This is a genomic window from Haladaptatus ordinarius, from assembly GCF_054177595.1.
Map to the genome: position 1 here is coordinate 1 of NZ_JBPEHH010000090.1, position 15012 is coordinate 15012.

The 15012-nt window shown below is 57.2% G+C and carries 13 protein-coding genes and 5 pseudogenes; 12 read left to right on the forward strand and 6 right to left on the reverse strand.

Features of this window, described 5'->3' with window-relative positions; translation table 11 throughout:
• Window positions 1–410 precede the first annotated feature (410 nt).
• A pseudogene (locus ACR3FF_RS21375) lies at window positions 411–899 on the forward strand (AAA family ATPase); the annotation flags it as partial.
• Window positions 900–1166: 267 nt separating this feature from the next.
• On the opposite strand, the gene ACR3FF_RS21380 reads toward ACR3FF_RS21375, so the two are convergent.
• Complete coding sequence (locus ACR3FF_RS21380) at window positions 1167–1937, reverse strand: IclR family transcriptional regulator (protein WP_458190167.1); 771 nt, start codon at window positions 1935–1937, stop codon at window positions 1167–1169.
• Between the two features lie 586 nt (window positions 1938–2523).
• Between ACR3FF_RS21380 and ACR3FF_RS21385 the strand changes: the two genes are divergently transcribed.
• Window positions 2524–4314: a bifunctional metallophosphatase/5'-nucleotidase gene (locus tag ACR3FF_RS21385; protein ID WP_458190169.1), complete on the forward strand. Its 1791-nt coding sequence runs from the start codon at window positions 2524–2526 to the stop codon at window positions 4312–4314.
• A gap of 30 nt (window positions 4315–4344) precedes the next feature.
• On the opposite strand, the gene ACR3FF_RS21390 is transcribed toward ACR3FF_RS21385, so the two are convergent.
• Window positions 4345–4797, reverse strand: a complete 453-nt coding sequence (locus ACR3FF_RS21390; RefSeq protein WP_458190170.1) for a universal stress protein — start codon at window positions 4795–4797, stop codon at window positions 4345–4347.
• 171 nt (window positions 4798–4968) lie between these two features.
• Between ACR3FF_RS21390 and ACR3FF_RS21395 the strand changes: the two genes are divergently transcribed.
• The 4 genes from ACR3FF_RS21395 (at window position 4969) to ACR3FF_RS21410 (ending at window position 8835) form a co-directional block, all read left to right on the forward strand.
• Window positions 4969–6120 carry an MBL fold metallo-hydrolase gene (locus ACR3FF_RS21395; protein WP_458190172.1) on the forward strand — a complete coding sequence of 384 codons (1152 nt, stop codon included), beginning with the start codon at window positions 4969–4971 and terminating at the stop codon, window positions 6118–6120.
• 49 nt (window positions 6121–6169) lie between these two features.
• Entirely contained in the window at window positions 6170–7090 is a 921-nt protein-coding gene (locus ACR3FF_RS21400) for a TSUP family transporter (RefSeq protein WP_458190173.1), read from the forward strand.
• 271 nt (window positions 7091–7361) lie between these two features.
• The gene (locus ACR3FF_RS21405) at window positions 7362–7628 is read left to right on the forward strand and encodes a 4Fe-4S dicluster domain-containing protein (protein ID WP_458190174.1); all 267 of its coding nucleotides are present in this window, start codon (window positions 7362–7364) and stop codon (window positions 7626–7628) included.
• A gap of 16 nt (window positions 7629–7644) precedes the next feature.
• Window positions 7645–8835 (forward strand): inorganic phosphate transporter, encoded by a 1191-nt coding sequence (locus tag ACR3FF_RS21410; RefSeq protein ID WP_458190175.1) that lies wholly within the window; start codon window positions 7645–7647, stop codon window positions 8833–8835.
• 52 nt (window positions 8836–8887) lie between these two features.
• On the opposite strand, the gene ACR3FF_RS21415 is transcribed toward ACR3FF_RS21410, so the two are convergent.
• On the reverse strand, window positions 8888–9358 hold the full coding sequence (locus ACR3FF_RS21415) for a DUF2299 family protein (protein WP_458190176.1): 471 nt from the start codon (window positions 9356–9358) through the stop codon (window positions 8888–8890).
• A gap of 284 nt (window positions 9359–9642) precedes the next feature.
• Here ACR3FF_RS21415 and ACR3FF_RS21420 point away from each other — a divergent pair, with 284 nt between their 5' ends.
• A complete protein-coding gene (locus ACR3FF_RS21420) occupies window positions 9643–9888 on the forward strand; it encodes a winged helix-turn-helix domain-containing protein (RefSeq protein ID WP_458190177.1) in 246 nt (81 codons plus the stop codon).
• A 301-nt stretch (window positions 9889–10189) separates the two neighbouring features.
• Here the strand turns inward: ACR3FF_RS21420 and ACR3FF_RS21425 are convergent, their stop codons facing one another.
• Window positions 10190–10315: a hypothetical protein gene (locus ACR3FF_RS21425; RefSeq protein WP_458190178.1), complete on the reverse strand. Its 126-nt coding sequence runs from the start codon at window positions 10313–10315 to the stop codon at window positions 10190–10192.
• A gap of 246 nt (window positions 10316–10561) precedes the next feature.
• Between ACR3FF_RS21425 and ACR3FF_RS21430 the strand changes: the two genes are divergently transcribed.
• The 5 genes and pseudogenes from ACR3FF_RS21430 to tsaA all read left to right on the forward strand — a co-directional run bounded on the left by ACR3FF_RS21430 (window position 10562) and on the right by tsaA (window position 13073).
• A complete protein-coding gene (locus tag ACR3FF_RS21430) occupies window positions 10562–10921 on the forward strand; it encodes a hypothetical protein (RefSeq protein WP_458190179.1) in 360 nt (119 codons plus the stop codon).
• A 129-nt stretch (window positions 10922–11050) separates the two neighbouring features.
• Window positions 11051–11341: pseudogene (locus ACR3FF_RS21435) on the forward strand (CoA transferase); the annotation flags it as partial.
• A 293-nt stretch (window positions 11342–11634) separates the two neighbouring features.
• The gene (locus ACR3FF_RS21440) at window positions 11635–11895 is read left to right on the forward strand and encodes a hypothetical protein (protein WP_458190180.1); all 261 of its coding nucleotides are present in this window, start codon (window positions 11635–11637) and stop codon (window positions 11893–11895) included.
• A gap of 50 nt (window positions 11896–11945) precedes the next feature.
• A pseudogene (locus ACR3FF_RS21445) lies at window positions 11946–12412 on the forward strand (MFS transporter); the annotation flags it as partial.
• Window positions 12413–12692: 280 nt separating this feature from the next.
• Window positions 12693–13073, forward strand: a complete 381-nt coding sequence (gene tsaA, locus ACR3FF_RS21450) for a tRNA (N6-threonylcarbamoyladenosine(37)-N6)-methyltransferase TrmO (protein ID WP_458190181.1) — start codon at window positions 12693–12695, stop codon at window positions 13071–13073.
• Between the two features lie 440 nt (window positions 13074–13513).
• On the opposite strand, the pseudogene ACR3FF_RS21455 reads toward tsaA, so the two are convergent.
• A pseudogene (locus ACR3FF_RS21455) lies at window positions 13514–14277 on the reverse strand (hypothetical protein).
• A 217-nt stretch (window positions 14278–14494) separates the two neighbouring features.
• Window positions 14495–14899, reverse strand: a pseudogene (locus ACR3FF_RS21460) (ISH3 family transposase); the annotation flags it as partial.
• Window positions 14900–15012: the final 113 nt, after the last annotated feature.

Consider the following 15012-nt stretch of genomic DNA (forward strand, 5'->3'; position numbering starts at 1 on the left):
GTGCACAAGTGTTCCTCGCGCTGTGTCTTCGCCTCGTCGTCGCCATCACCAACTACGAACGTGGAGACAATCCGGGAAGTACCGTGATCACGGTGTGAGAACTCTTCTATGACACCCTCGCTCAACAACCGAACACCTGTCGAGGAGGAGCTAAACTAGGCAGTACCCAAGTATTCGATCGTTCAAGATTTTGAAAAACACAGGAAGGTCGTTTGGGTTTCATACCGAGATTTCGTACTGTTTGTCAATCGCTGCCTGATGTGCGATATGCGTGACCGCCCTCTACGGTCGACAGACATATGCTGTCACCATTTTCACTCGAACTCTACCCTCCCTGTTACAGAAATGGTATTGTAATGGAACGCCTCTAAATATGAACTCTTTATAAAGAGGGAGAATAACGATTGGGCATGGAATTAGCACAGAAAGATCTGACTGAGGTTAACCTGAATGTCCGGTATATCGGTGGCATTGACGAGACGGAGGTTACTCTATCCCCGGGTGTGACTGCGCTCACGGGTCGCAACGCGACGAATCGAACATCCTTCCTCCAGGCGATCATGGCAGCGCTTGGAAGTGACTAGTCGCCTCTGAAGGGTGATGCCGATGAAGGATCAGTCGAACTAACGATCGGCGACGAACTCGCTGAGCTTGACTCACTCAAAAAGCAACTGCCAGATCTTGAAGAAGAACGGATACGGCTGGAGACCGAGATCGAGGAGAAACAGACCAAACTTGCAGAGAAAGAAGCTGAATTGGAAGATGCGGATGCCGATGTGGGCGAGACGAAGTCAGAAAAGGCCGAACTTGAGGCGAAACTCGACGAACTGAGCGACACCCGCTTGCGCTTGGAGGACGTCCGGTTTAAGATTTCGACTGAAGAGGAAAGCATCGAGGCGTCGGTTGCGGGTGGATTTCGACGGGCATGATAGCAGCGAGTGAGAACGGGTCGGTTTTACCATTACATACGTAGTTTTGTAATAGTAATTCGGATGGGGCTGTGCCGAGGATCGAAGGCGTCGGAAGAAGGAACGCACGATTTCGACTTTCTGAGAGCGTGACGAACGAATTCGGCGGCGGTAGTGGGTGGATTCCCACCGAGCGAGGAGCACCGTCTGTAGCGACGGTACCAGATCGACGCGGAGGTCGAAGACCGACGACCTCGACTAGATGTTAGCATAGTTCAAGTTGAGTTCGATTGCGTTGGACGTCGAACAGACTAGTTTGGGAATCTCGGACTCCACCGTCTTGCCACGCATCCGACTCTCGGGACCGGAGATGCTGATCGAGCCGTGAACCGTGCCGTCGTCGGTGACGATTGGGGCGGCTATCGACCGGAGACCCCTGAGTCGTTCCTCCTCGTGGTAGGCGTACCCGCGCTCACGGATGTCGGCGAGCGCCTGATCGAGTGCTTCACGGTCGGTGATCGTGTTCTGGGTTGCCTCCGGCAGCCCCTTCTCCTCGATCACTTCCTCGAGGCGGTCTTCGGGCAAGTGCGCGAGGATGGCTTTCCCCTGGGCAGTGTAGTGGAGGTTGGTTCGCCGGCCGACGTATGTATCGATGTCCACCGCCTGCTCTCCTTTCACTCGGTAGAGGTAGACGCCACAGCCGTTGTCCTCGGTGAGGAGGTTCGCAAGCTCGCCCGTTTGCTCGGCCATCTTGTTGACCTCGGGCTTGGCGACCTGATAGAGCCGCATGTTATGCCGGAGATAGCCGCCGAGGTCGAGGAACTTCAGCCCGAGTCGGTATTCGTCGTCGTCTTTGTCGACGTAACCATGCTTCTGGAGCGTTGCGAGGTGATTGTGGACCACGCTCTTGCTCATATCCAGCGATTCCGCGAGGGAGGTAATACGACCGCCGTCTTCCTGTTTCAACGCCTCGACGATTGCCAGCGTCTTTTCGATGGATTTCACCGGATATTTGACGTCCCTTGCCATGTAATGACACATCAAATGTCGCCGGGGTTCTTAATTTCTTTGACGGATGTTTGACGTTAACGGTCGTCCGTATAGGTAGTCGGTATTCGTCCTTCGAACCTCCCCGACCAGAATCTGTTGTTCTCTATTAGATAACGTCTATCTCACTGCCTGCGTTCTGATATCCCCGACCTCTCCCCCGCCCACATACAATCGATAACGAGAATCAAGACATTATGTTGGGCTATTCTAGTGAAACACCTCCATCAGTCGGAACTCATCCTAACTAGAGAGGGTATCCGGAACTGCTCGATCGAGTAGTGGGTCCGCACTTGAATGCGACCTCTGTTCTATGATAAAGAATCCTCGTATCCACGATTCCAGTACCTGGATGACGGTGAACAAGGTTGTTTGGTACCGTTTGGCACAGCCACGCCAGATGGCCAGCAGAGATCCGTTGGGATACGATTCTATAATGTAGAACAATATATCTGGAGCAGGTCAGACAAATGCGCATCCTGTTATTGACGGTTCGTGACGGAAGGTGACCGGAGTTGTATGAGTCTCGGCAAAAGTAATAAGTCGATTCCTCAATTCTTATTGTGTCATGGGTATTGATAGCGAGTACCTGGGCGAGTGGAAGCGACTAGACGGTACGGTGTCCGACGTCTCCGGTGACGACCCCGACGTAGTGTTCACCCATCTGAGTGACCTCCACGGACAGATCACCCCCGGACACCAGGTGTACTACAACAACCCGAAATCCAGACCGGACTTCGACTTCGACGGAAAGGACAAACTCATCAAGAAGGGCGGCGGCATCCCCCTTCTGACGGCGAAACTCAACGAGCTCCGGGACGAGTACGGCGACAGCGTGTTCACGCTGATGAGCGGCGACACCTTCCACGGCACGGCCGTCACCACGTACACGCTCGGGAGGTCGATGCTCGATCCCATCAACCGCCACATCCAGCCCGACATCTACATGCCGGGCAACTGGGACTATTCGAACGAGGCCGTCGAGGACGGAAATATGGTGGACCTGATGGAGAGTCTCGACGCGCACGTGCTCGCCAACAACCTCCTCGACTGGGACAGCGAGGAGCTCATCTTCGACCCATATACCATCGAGGACGTCGGTGGGACGAAGGTGGGCGTCGTCGGCATGACCAACGTGTACGTCGACCGGATGATGCCGCTGTTCTGGAAGGAGAAGTACAAGTTCGCTAAACACCCGCGCCTGCTCGACGAGTACGCACGGCAGGCCCGTGACGACGGAGCCGACGTGGTCGTCGCGATCACCGAGATCGGACTCCAGTGGATGGTACAGGCCGCGAAGGACTTCGACTCCATCGACGTGATGTTCTCGGCCCATACCCACGAGTACACACACGAACCCATCGTCGTCTCGGATACCGATACCGTGGTCGTCGAGTCCGGAATGGGGGACGGTCTGGGTCGCGTGGACATTCGAATTGCCGGTGACGAGGTCGAGTTCCGACACAACCTCTACTGCCTCGTCGAGGACCACGAGTACACGCCAGAACCCGACCCGGCCGCCCAGCGCACCGTCGAGGAGGTGCGCGCGCCGTTCCTCGAGGAGAACGTCCACTATGAACGCGGGAACGGGACGCTCGATCGTCCCATCGACACCGTCGTCGGCGAGACGGAGAAACCGCTCTACCGGCAGTCGTTCCTCGAGAGCGCCTGGAACACGCTCTACAACGACGCGCTCACGGAGTACATGGACGCCGACCTGGCGATATCCCATGGCTTCCGGTACGGGTCTGCCATCGCGGCGGGCGAGGTGACCGTCGGCGACCTCTACACCTTTTTCCCGATGACTGCCCCCGTGGCGAAGGGCGACGCGTACGGCCAGCAGATTATGAACCACATGGAGAACTTCCTGATGGACAACTTCACGCCGTACGTCTACGACCAGGAGGACGGCCGCCTCCGAAACTACTCCTCGAACGTCGAGGTCACCATCGATCCGACCGCGAAGCGCGGTCGGCGACTGGTCGAGATGACCGTCGACGGCGAGCCGATGGACCCCGAGGAGACGTACACCGTAGCGACGCTCAGACGACCCGGCGACCCGGAGAAGGATCTGGGCAATTGCGGGTTCCCGTTCCACAACGTCGAGATCGAGAACGGGACCATCCCGGTCGACGTGCTGATCGACCACTTCGAGAACAACTCCCCCGTGGACTACGACGTGATGGGTCTGGTCCAGACCCCAGAGGACGGCGGAGACGTCCAGAACACGCCTGCTGACGGGCCGTATCCACACATCCAACCCGGCGTCGACTACGCCAACGGCGAGGAGTACATGGAAGTTTCGATGATCCCGCAGAACAACCTCCATCCCGAAGAAGGGTTCAACGGTAAACGGTGAGACCCCAGAAGACTTCGCCGAGGTAGTCGTTCATCCAGTTTTGACGACAGGACCGGACCCGTCGAACGGAACGACTAGTACCGGAACCTGACTGGCTTGGACGACGCCGGACGTGTTACTCCCGAGGTGTGAAAGTATCGATGTCCCTTTCCGGCCAATGACGATACAATCGATGTCGTTTTCTTTTGCGTACTTGATGATCTCGTTCGCTGGATTACCCTGACGGATCTCGGTGATGGGGTCGATGCCTGCCGGAGCAAGTCGGCGCAGGCGGTTGAGTGCGCGCTCGCCCTGCTGTCGGACCTCGTCATCGATCTCTTCTGGGGCCGCGGGCGCGGTAGTCGTCGGAATGATGTCCGAGACGTTGTTCACGAACAGTCCATGCACGTCAGCACCATGTATCTGCGCTACGTCGTAACCACACTCGACCAGTTCGTCCATCGTTTCGGAGCCGTCAACTGGCACTAGTATCGAGTCGAACATGGTCCAATTATTGCGGCCGTTTCCCTTAAATGTTGACCGTCGTGACGTATCGCGGGGAATCTCGACGGCTGCGATCGGACGGTGTTTCCCAACAGGTAACTATTTCAAACAGGCTGTCTATAGATATCTACTTGTGGTGCATGCCACCACATCGCAACCAAGGTGAAACTAATGCAAGCAGGTCGCACTACGGGGCAGATTACCCCCCAAGGATTGATCGGGAGAATCAACTACGAAATACCCGTCGCAGACATACGAACCCAAGAGGCCTACGACCAGTGGCATATTCCGGGGGCGATTCATCTACCGTACGACGCTGACCAGGACGAGTTCGGCAAGGATCCCCACGAGCTGTTCGACGACGACGAGACGGTCGTAGTAACATGTGCACACGGCAATACGAGCCGGCAGGCGGCGGTCGCGCTTTCACGTCGCGGCTTCGACGCTGCGACGCTCGAGGACGGAATGCTCGGCTGGAGCCAGGTGTTCGATGTCGTAGACATCGATTTCGGTTCCGATCTCGTGTTCAAGCAGGCAAAGCGCATCGCCAACGGCTGCCTGTCGTACATACTGGGCGCCGACGGCGAAGCCATAATTGTCGACCCAGTCCAGTACACGGACGTGTTCGAGCGTAACCTGGCGGCCGACGAGCGCCTCCAGGACGAGAACGGCGACGTCGACGTAAAGTACGTCGCACTCACTCACATTCACGCCGACCACATCTCGTCGGGCTGTGACCTCGCAGCCCAGTACGACGCCGAACTTCTCGTCGGAGCGCCCGTCTCCGATCGAACCAGCAAGCCCGACGGCTGTGCCGACCATACGCTCATCGAGGACGGCGATGTTCTCAAGGTCGGCGGCCACGAGATCGAGGTACTCCACACACCTGGCCACACCATGGAGAGTACCTCTTATCTCGTCGACGGCCAAGCGATGCTCACGGGCGATACGCAGTTCGTCGACAGCGTCGGTCGTCCCGATCTAGAGCACGGCGACGAGGGCGCAAAAGAACACGCCGAAGTGCTGTACGACACTATCTTCAACAAGATCCTCGAACACGACGACGACGTGTGGATCTTTCCCGCTCATTACGGTGGCGGGGAAGTGAACACCGGAACGCCGGTCACCGCGACGATCGGCGAAATCAAGGAGACGAACGAGGCCGTCCAGAAGAAGTCCAAAGACGCGTTCGTCGGGTACATCACCGACCAACTGGGCTCGAAGCCAGCGAATCACGACGAGATCATCGCCATCAACGAAGGGAAACGCGAACTGGAGGACCCCGAAATCGAACTAGGGCCGAACAAATGCGCAGTCGACTAACGAAACACATGATTCAGACACAGACACCGATACGGGTTCGTGATCCCTGATGACGACCAAAGACACGAAGATCCAACCAGAACAGTTTACGAGGAACCTGCTCGACCTGCAGTATCGAGAGTTGATGATGGTGCTGGCCACCGGGACGGTGCTGGTAGCCACCGTAGCGTTGTTCCCCGGCGTCGATAGCATGACTACGGGGATCAACGCCGAGGTGGGCACGCTCACCCTGGTTTTCTTCTTCGCCGTAGCCATCTTTTCCGGTGCAGTCAAGGGCGCCCTCGGGTTCGGGTACGCACTCATCACCACGCCGGTGTTCGCGACGGTCATCGATCCGACGCTCGCGGTCGTGGTGCTGGCCATCCCACCGTGGATGATCAACGTCTTCCAGATCGGTGAGACCAGGACCGGTCTGAAGTACATCAAACGCGAGTGGTCGCTCATCCTGCTCGCCATCGTCGGCTCGTTCGTCGGGGTGTTCTTCCTCAGCACGTTTCAGACGGGCCCCGCGATTCCGTTTCTCATCGCGGTGCTGTTGCTGGGGTACGTGCTGTTCGAGGTGGTCAAGGACTTCGTCGTCATCGAGCAGGCTCACAACCCGGTCGCACTCGGAACGGTCGGTCTCATCGAGGGGTTCCTGCTGGCGGCGGCGAACCTCGGTCCGCTCCTACCGGCCTACCTGCACACGTTCGAGCGTGACACCGAGCGGTACGTCGGCGGGCTGTCGATGATATTCACTTTCGTCTTCACAGAGCGCATCATCCAGATGTGGCTCAACGGCTTGCTGTCCCCCTATCGGCTCTGGCTAGGGTCGGCCATCGCAACCGTCACTATCGTCGGCCTCCTGCTGGGGACCTACCTCCGGCGACTGGAGATAGACGAATCCAAGTTCAACTGGATCGTCATCGCAATGCTGTTCATCATCGCGATGAACATCTTCCGAAAGACCATACCGGCACTGTTCCTGTGACGACGGCACCGTCGTTGCCGTGACACGCCGGGTCTTCTCTCCATCCGTCCACCGACGAGCTATCGTTCGAGACTCCGTGTGATCGTCTACGAGAAATATCCGGATCCGCCCGTTTCTTTCATCAGCTATCGTCGCTTCCACTACCCAGCGAAAATTATAATGCGAGGCGGCTATTTGGTATTCGGTGTCAGCCAACATGGCTAGGTAGACGGGCGATAGAGGAAGCGAACGTCTGAGATGGCCCTGTAAGTAGTGGTGATATCATGACACCATGACAAATTACGGATTCGTCATCGACAATCGACGATGTATCGGCTGTTACGCCTGTACGGTCGTGTGTAAGACCGAACACGACGACCCCATCGGCGCCCTGGAAGTGAACGACGACGATGTGTTCCGGATCGTCTTTCGCGGACGGTTTACACCAGCCGAGACCGAGGGCGAACAGTGGCGCCTCGCTTCGAAGACGATCACGAAATCGTCAAAACGGTCGAGCGAATCGACCCGTCCGACAGTCAACGACGGTGTACTGACATGAACACGGTGAAGACGACATGATCGGGACGGGCGCGCTACTGACCATGCTGATCGCCGCCGGTGCGAGCCTGTTCATGGCGTGGACGATCGGTGCGGGCTCGTCCGGTTCCACGCCGTTCGCGCCCGCTGTCGGTGCGAACGCAATCTCCGTGATGCAAGCTGGCTTCGTCGTCGGAATCTTCGGATTCGCCGGTGCGATCCTCCAGGGTGCGAACGTCTCGGCGACGATCGGAAAGAACCTTATCCACGGGGTTGCCCTCTCACCGATTGCCGTCGTCGTTGCGCTGGTCACCGCCGCGGTGCTGGTCGCGTTCGGGATATATACCGGCTACCCGATCGCGACCGCGTTCACCGTCACGGGAGCCGTGGTGGGCGTCGGTCTCGCTCACGGTGGCGAACCGGCGTGGGGAATGTATTCGAAGATCGTCAGCCTGTGGGTCGCTGTCCCGTTCGTCGGAAGTTCGCTGGCCTACGTCACCGCGCGGTTGCTGCGGGACGACCGGATACCCGAACAGACCGTCGTCCCACTGCTGGCCGGCATGGTCGGCCTCATCATCGCAAACATGAAGTTCGTGTTCCTCGGCCCTCCTGGCGAGAGCGCATCGCTCGCTGCGACTGCTGCGACGGAAATCGCCCAGTTACCCGTCGTCAGTGTCTCGCTCATGCAGGTCGCCGTATCCGTCACGGTGGCGACAGGATGTACGCGGGTCACCGCGTTCGACATCAGTGCGGATGCGACGGCCGGACAGCGCCACTTCCTGCTCTCGCTCGGTGCTCTCGTCGCATTCTCCGCCGGCGGCAGTCAGGTCGGTCTTGCCGTCGGCCCGCTCCTGACGCTCTGGGACACGGTGTCCCTCCAGCGCTTCTGGCTCCTGGTTGGTGGCGGCGTCGGCCTCCTCGCCGGGTCGTGGACCGGAGCACCGCGGATGATCAAGGCGCTTGCACAGGAGTACTCCTCGCTCGGACCGCGTCGATCCATCGCGGCACTCATCCCGTCGTTCCTCATCGCACAGACGGCCATCCTGTTCGGTCTCCCGGTCTCGTTCAACGAAATCATCGTCTCGGGGATCATCGGAAGTGGCTACGCTGCCGGCAGCACCGGCGTCAGTCAGCGAAAGATAGCGTACACGGTCGCTGCGTGGGTCGGATCGCTCGTACTCGCGTTCGCGGTTGGATACGGGGCGTACACCGCCGTCACGGCCGTCTAACGGGCGGGATATCGTCCGATGGCCACGTGTCGGCGTTCACCCCACGACACCGTCACTGTTCTACGCTATCCATGAGGGTGACGATGTCGTCGAGGTATCGCATCGCCTTCCAGACGTCAACCAGACCGGACATCAACGCGTGCTGGCTCAGTGCATCGGGATAGAGCCGATATTCGAGGAAGATCTGTTTCATATCCTTAAAACGAACGTTGTCTCCGTGCTCGTCGTGGAAACCGTAGACGACCGGCACCTCGGTAAGGAGCTCGCGGATTCGTGCGACGAGCTCGTTCCGGTCACTGTCGGGGAGGTTCCTGATACGCGACCGGATGTCGTCGCTGTATTCTATCTGTTGACCGATGATCACGGGGCCGGTTGATTCCCGTCGGATGACGTGCACGAGGATGTTCGACATCTCGATGAGGAAGTTGAACTCGGCCGCGTTGTCCGGCACCCTCTCGATCTCCTCGACGAGGTCGTCGTCGATCCACTGTCGAATCTGTTCTGCGTCGATGGTCTCCGACATGGTCACGTTGTGACAGCACAGGGATTAAAATCCTCCTGTTTCGCAGGGTGGACTGTCGCTCCACCGGAACAGTTTCGACGTGTGGAACGCGAACCATCAACGGAACAGCATTCGTTTCGAGCGTCCTGAACGATTTGGTCAGCGACTGGAACCGTTCGCCATCGTCTTCGCCGCCGAGACTAGCTTCCGGCGACAGTCTACTGCTTCGGAATTCCGCTCCGGGTGATCTCGCTGGGCGATAAATATATGTTAGCACACCGCATCAAACGGAACGGAATTCCAGCATGACTAGTCGTCCCGACTGGATGCGCCCCGTAGATGTCAAGATACTGGTCTCGTTCAAGCGGATGCAACCGGAATACATACCTCTCGTTGCGAACCGACTCGGAATCCACCTCTCGTACGCTGAACGCCGGTGTGAACTCCTCACCGATCATGCGTTGATCGCGCCTGTTACCGAGGAAGCGGTCTACCGGGTTACTGACCGAGGCGAAGCACTTCTCACGGAAGTGCAACAGGAAGAGACCTGATAGCACCTCTCATGGGCTGAACCAGCAACCCGTTCGAGCACGGACCAGGTGATACCCCCTCGATTAGACGTCAGTCTCCAGTACAAGACAGTTTCGTATCAAGAGACGGTACAGTGACCGCTGCTCACCGCAAGATTAGGGCCCGACTATCAGTACGAAATCACGAACTCGACCGGGTCTTATTCGTGTGGTCTGTACCAGTACGCGAACAGAGAACCCCACGAAGCGACCGACATCGGAAAGGCCCAGTCGTGAGGCGGTTACGAGGCGTCGTTGAGTCGCCGTGGCCGAGGGTCGTCCGTCAGGGTGCGATGACCGCGATGTCGTCTAGTTCGATGGTCTCATCCTGTGAGAGGTTCTGGGCGATGGTGAGCGTGGTCTGTTGGTCGTCCTCGTTGCCCTGCACGAGGTGGAATGCGGTTCGCACGCAAGTCGGGTTAGGTGCTGGCAGGGAAGTGGTTGCTGGTTGGGAGGGCGGAAAGTTACGATCGGAGGGTGACACGGTTGCTCATCGAGAAGCGAGCGTGAAAGCGCGAACAGCGGAATCAGGAGGTCGATGCTCCAGCGACCAGATTGCAGATGGCGTCCGGTCGCCGTCCGAACAGGTGCGCCGGTCGACATACGATACACGTATTTAAATTCACGTTCTATAATTATAGTTGGGGTGTGGCAAATGGGCGAGAACGTCGATAACATCGAAATCGAGGAGGTCCCGATTACCTACGTGGAGATGACGGCGACCGACGAGGAGGTCGGCATCGAAATGAAGCACGGACTGACGATACCTGAACTATCGAACTCCATCGGAGAGCGGGTCAGAGGCGTCATCGAAGAAGCGCTCGGGGAGATAGAACTCGGCCCGAGGTGCCCGGAAGGGTGGAGTATTAACTTCTTCTGCTTCGACCCGTCGAAGATTCGCGGGTACGAGGGCGAAGGCGCGGACGAAACCTGCGGATGGTACTGCACGCCCGATTCTCTCGACGCAAAGTTCGATACGAGGTTTCGATACGGGGGCACGTTTCCACCTGAATAAGGTCGAGACGGTATCTACCACCTGTTTTCTGCCGGAAAAACGTTCAGATTCTAGAAGTGTCGGGAGAAGACGTCCGACCGAAACGGATTTGCGAAACCATTAGCCCCCACCTTTCCAGCGGTCCTGATAATGAGCGACCTGTTGGTTCGTGCGGTAAGAGACGAGCGAACGGAACGACCCCCGGTGCGACTGATGCGCCAGGCCGGGCGCTACATCCCCCTCCTGCCGTGGAAGCTCTTCGAACCGGACGGACTGCTCATGTTCTCGGACATTCTGACTGTCATCGATCTACGCACGTTCGTTACCGGAGGATTTTGCTCTCTGATGTTAGCGAATCAGGGAGCAGACGTAATTAAGATCGAGCGTCTCGACATCGGTGACGATAATCGGCACTCGGGCCCACCGTTCGTTGGAGATGAGTTGTCCTTACAACTCACGACCAATCATATATTTGGGATATGGGGACTCAGGACAATGTCTGCCAATATTTAGCATCGACCATTCCGATGCAGGATTCCCGTCCGAGATATTGAAGTAGGTAGTCGGTATTCTCATCTTATTTCGATAGTTCATGCTGAAATAGTGGCTCTCGAGTGGAACATCGTTTGTGACTTGATGGGGACGGTATTATACCAGGGACTTCCGGACATTGCTGGTCGACTGGAAGACCTGTCGCCCGAGAATCTTGGACTTTCTCCATTGGGTGAAAGCCGATGAGTACGACGGATACAACAAGCACAGCGCCATGCGAGTGCGCAGGTGCAGTCGCCGGACTCCGCGATGAAATAGCCACCCTTCGAGATGAGGTGGCTGACCTTCAGCGGGAAAACGCTGCTCTCCGCCAAGAGAACGAGCGCAAAGTAGAACGAATTGAAGCACTCGAAACACACGTCACGCGAGAACTCGCTACTATTCGCGACCGTACCGACCGCGAGAGCGGGACGTTCAACACGAGAGAACAAGTCGTGTCGTAGACCGGCAAATATCCCACCTGCGGTACGGGAAGCCTCGCCGTTTACGGCGAGGAGGATGTCACGCGGGCTACAGCCTCTTCGGAGCAGTGCTCAGCTATTACACGGGTGCAATCAAGGAGCACACTGGTGTCCGGACGTGGTTCCTTGTCCTCCCATTCATCGTAGGAGCGGCGCTTGTTGGGATGTATTTCGTCCCTCTCCTCGCACTTCCGACGTTCTTGGTCGCCCGTGGGCTCTCCGATGTCACGCGGTCGTTCGCTGGTCAGTACGTTAACGATCGTATCGGAACCTTGGTCGTGCGACTGTGCTCAGTGCAATGGCGATGGTCAGCGGGTTAGCCGTCGTGCCGTTTCAACTTGGAAGTGGCGTCATTTCCGATTCTGTGTCGCCGTTGTTCGCGTTAGCCATTGCCGGGGTAGTTCTCGTAATTGGATCCGGGGTGATTCTTCTGTGGGAGGTGCCGGTAGCGAATGAGACTTCGAGTTCGTCCGGTCAAAGTACTCAGGATCTGTCTTAGCTGCCGGTAGCACAAGCAAGTCGGGAGAGGAGGAGCCGACAACTGCCACGGAACCGCACGACGGTTGCAGGCCGACTCCTTGACGTATATAATCGCGGCAAGGCAGGCGGATAACGGCACTGGAAGCGGAAACTCATCGGCGAAATACACCGGTAGATTGTATTCGATGGACAGTATCGGTCTGTCTGAACGCATTCTCAGATTCGTCTCGGGTTTCTCGGTAACAAGACAAGCGCCGGCAGACCAAAACACCCGTAGGCGTCCCGATGAAAGGACATGTATGATTGAACTCGAGCCCATCGGGACGGTCCACACGCCGATTCAGACGACTGACGATGCGCCCAGGCAGGGCACGCTCGACGACATCGAGGGCACCATCGAACTGGATGAGGAATACGCCAAGGGACTGGACGGCTACGAACCGGGCGATGAGGTCCTGATCGTCTGGTTCGCGGACCGGGCAAGCCGGTCGCTGCTCCGGGTCGAGAAGCGGGGCAGCCGCGGCGTCTTCAAGAGTCGGTCGCCTGCCAGACCCAATCCGATTGCCCTCACGGCCGTCGAAATCGTGACTATCGACGGCCCACGGCTGACCGTCCGGGGGGTGGACATGCTTGACGGCTCGCCCGTCCTCGATTTGAAAGTCCCTCTCGACCCGGTCTGACGCGCTCCTCCGCTCCGTGTCGGGCGGGCGACCGCATCGACAACGCAACGAAAACTTGAATGTCCTTGCACAGAACCTACGATTTCGTCGATGCGCTCAATGTCAACCAATCTGGACCTCGTGTCACAGTCGTGAATGCGCCAATCGTTACCGATCTGCAAGATATCTATCTAGCATTTCAATTGAACCAATCAACGCCTACGGAAACAGACGATAACCCAGTTTCGAGTACCTGTGCTGGGACAGGAAAATGGCTTTAAGTGGGCGTATTCACCCTTTGTTTCCTTCTGTTCGTCGTCTATCTTTCACATCGGCGTAGAACTAATCCGAAATATGTGTCTCACGCTCGCAATCGACCATTGCATATCAATGCAGAGGTGAGTTTCTCTCCGCTGAGCTGTTCTGTAAATTCTCAATGTGATCAAAGAGTGGCATTTGAACTAGTATATCCCCGAAATAAATCCAAAACCTATGATGATGTGCACCGCTGCCGAAAATACGGATAGATACGGCGTGTACCGCTCAACTCTTTCTCCTCGTAATGCGTATATCCTGTCACTAACAACATCGTCAAGCCAACAATGCCGAGGATGACCGTGGTTGCATATGCACTCATCAGCTCAAGACAGTAGCTCGACCCTGCACACAGCGCGATAATCTCGAATTCCTCCTCGTGAGCGAATCCAAGAATGAATGCGAATCATGTAATTCCTACGAGTCCACGGTTGGCTGCTTCGTCGAGTTCGCCATGAGAATGGTCATGTGAATGTCCCTCTCCCGTGAACACGCCTTTGAGCCGAGCGAGTATCCCAAAACTGTTCTCCGAGTGGTCGCTATGTTCGTGTGCATGCTCTTCATGATCGTGTTGGTGATCAAGATCGCCGTGGGAGTGGCGGTTCTCGGGGGTGAGCAACATCATTTCTTGGGAATGCCCCTCTTCGTGAGAGTGCCCATCTCTATGTGAATCATCAACGCCATGAGAATGACTGTCGCCATGTGAGTGACCATCTTCATGTGAATGATCGTCGCTGTGGGAATGCCCATGCGAATGACCAAAGTATTCCCGAATCCCGAGGAGGATGAGTAGTACTCCAGCGACGAGGCTTACTGGACCGCCGATCTGAACTCCATCGAGAATCATGATTGGCTGGTTGACCTGAGTGAGGTTGAAATAGGATTTTGCGTAAAAGAACACGGCCATCATTGCTAGACTACTGATGAGGTGGCCGACACCGAGGATGAGACTCAGTACCTCACAAAGCGCCGCCAACTGACTTGGTCTGACTCCTCCACTCCGTCTTGACGAACTGCTATGAGCGAGGGAACTACGCTGAGAGGCGAGGGAGCTGTCGCTGTCGGCGGAGGTCAGCCGCGACAGCGACAGCGTTGCCACTCACTCCGCAGGCCTACTCGATCGGTGGTTACCGGTGGAACCGGTCGTCAGGTGGTCGGTTCGCGGGGACGGCCCGACGCACCGCGAGGGCCGTCCCCGCAGCCCGCCGAACCATATTGACGAACTCCTTGTACGGCCACCACCAGAGGCGACGCCCGCCTCGGCGGGGCATCGCCACGAATTCATAATGCAGATACCGCCAGACGTTCCCCAACAGCAGACTCACCACGACGTACAGGAGCCTCATCGTCGTATCTCGCGTTGTTGTCGTCGCTATCGCTTGCTCGGACAAGCGATAGCTCGACTCGATACCGAAGCGTTTGCTGTAATGGTATCGCGCGTCTCGCGGTGTCTCGATGAACGGCGCGTCAGCGGCGTAGCCGTGACGCGCCATGCCGTGGTCGTCGTACCGTCCGTTTAGGTACGTACAGTCGGTACTTCCCATCGAGTCAGTGGATAGTCACGACTGACGGGGTTAGATTCTCAGGAAGCGTCTGGATGGGTGATTATGAGATTTCTCTACCATCCAGACACTGTTCTTACGGC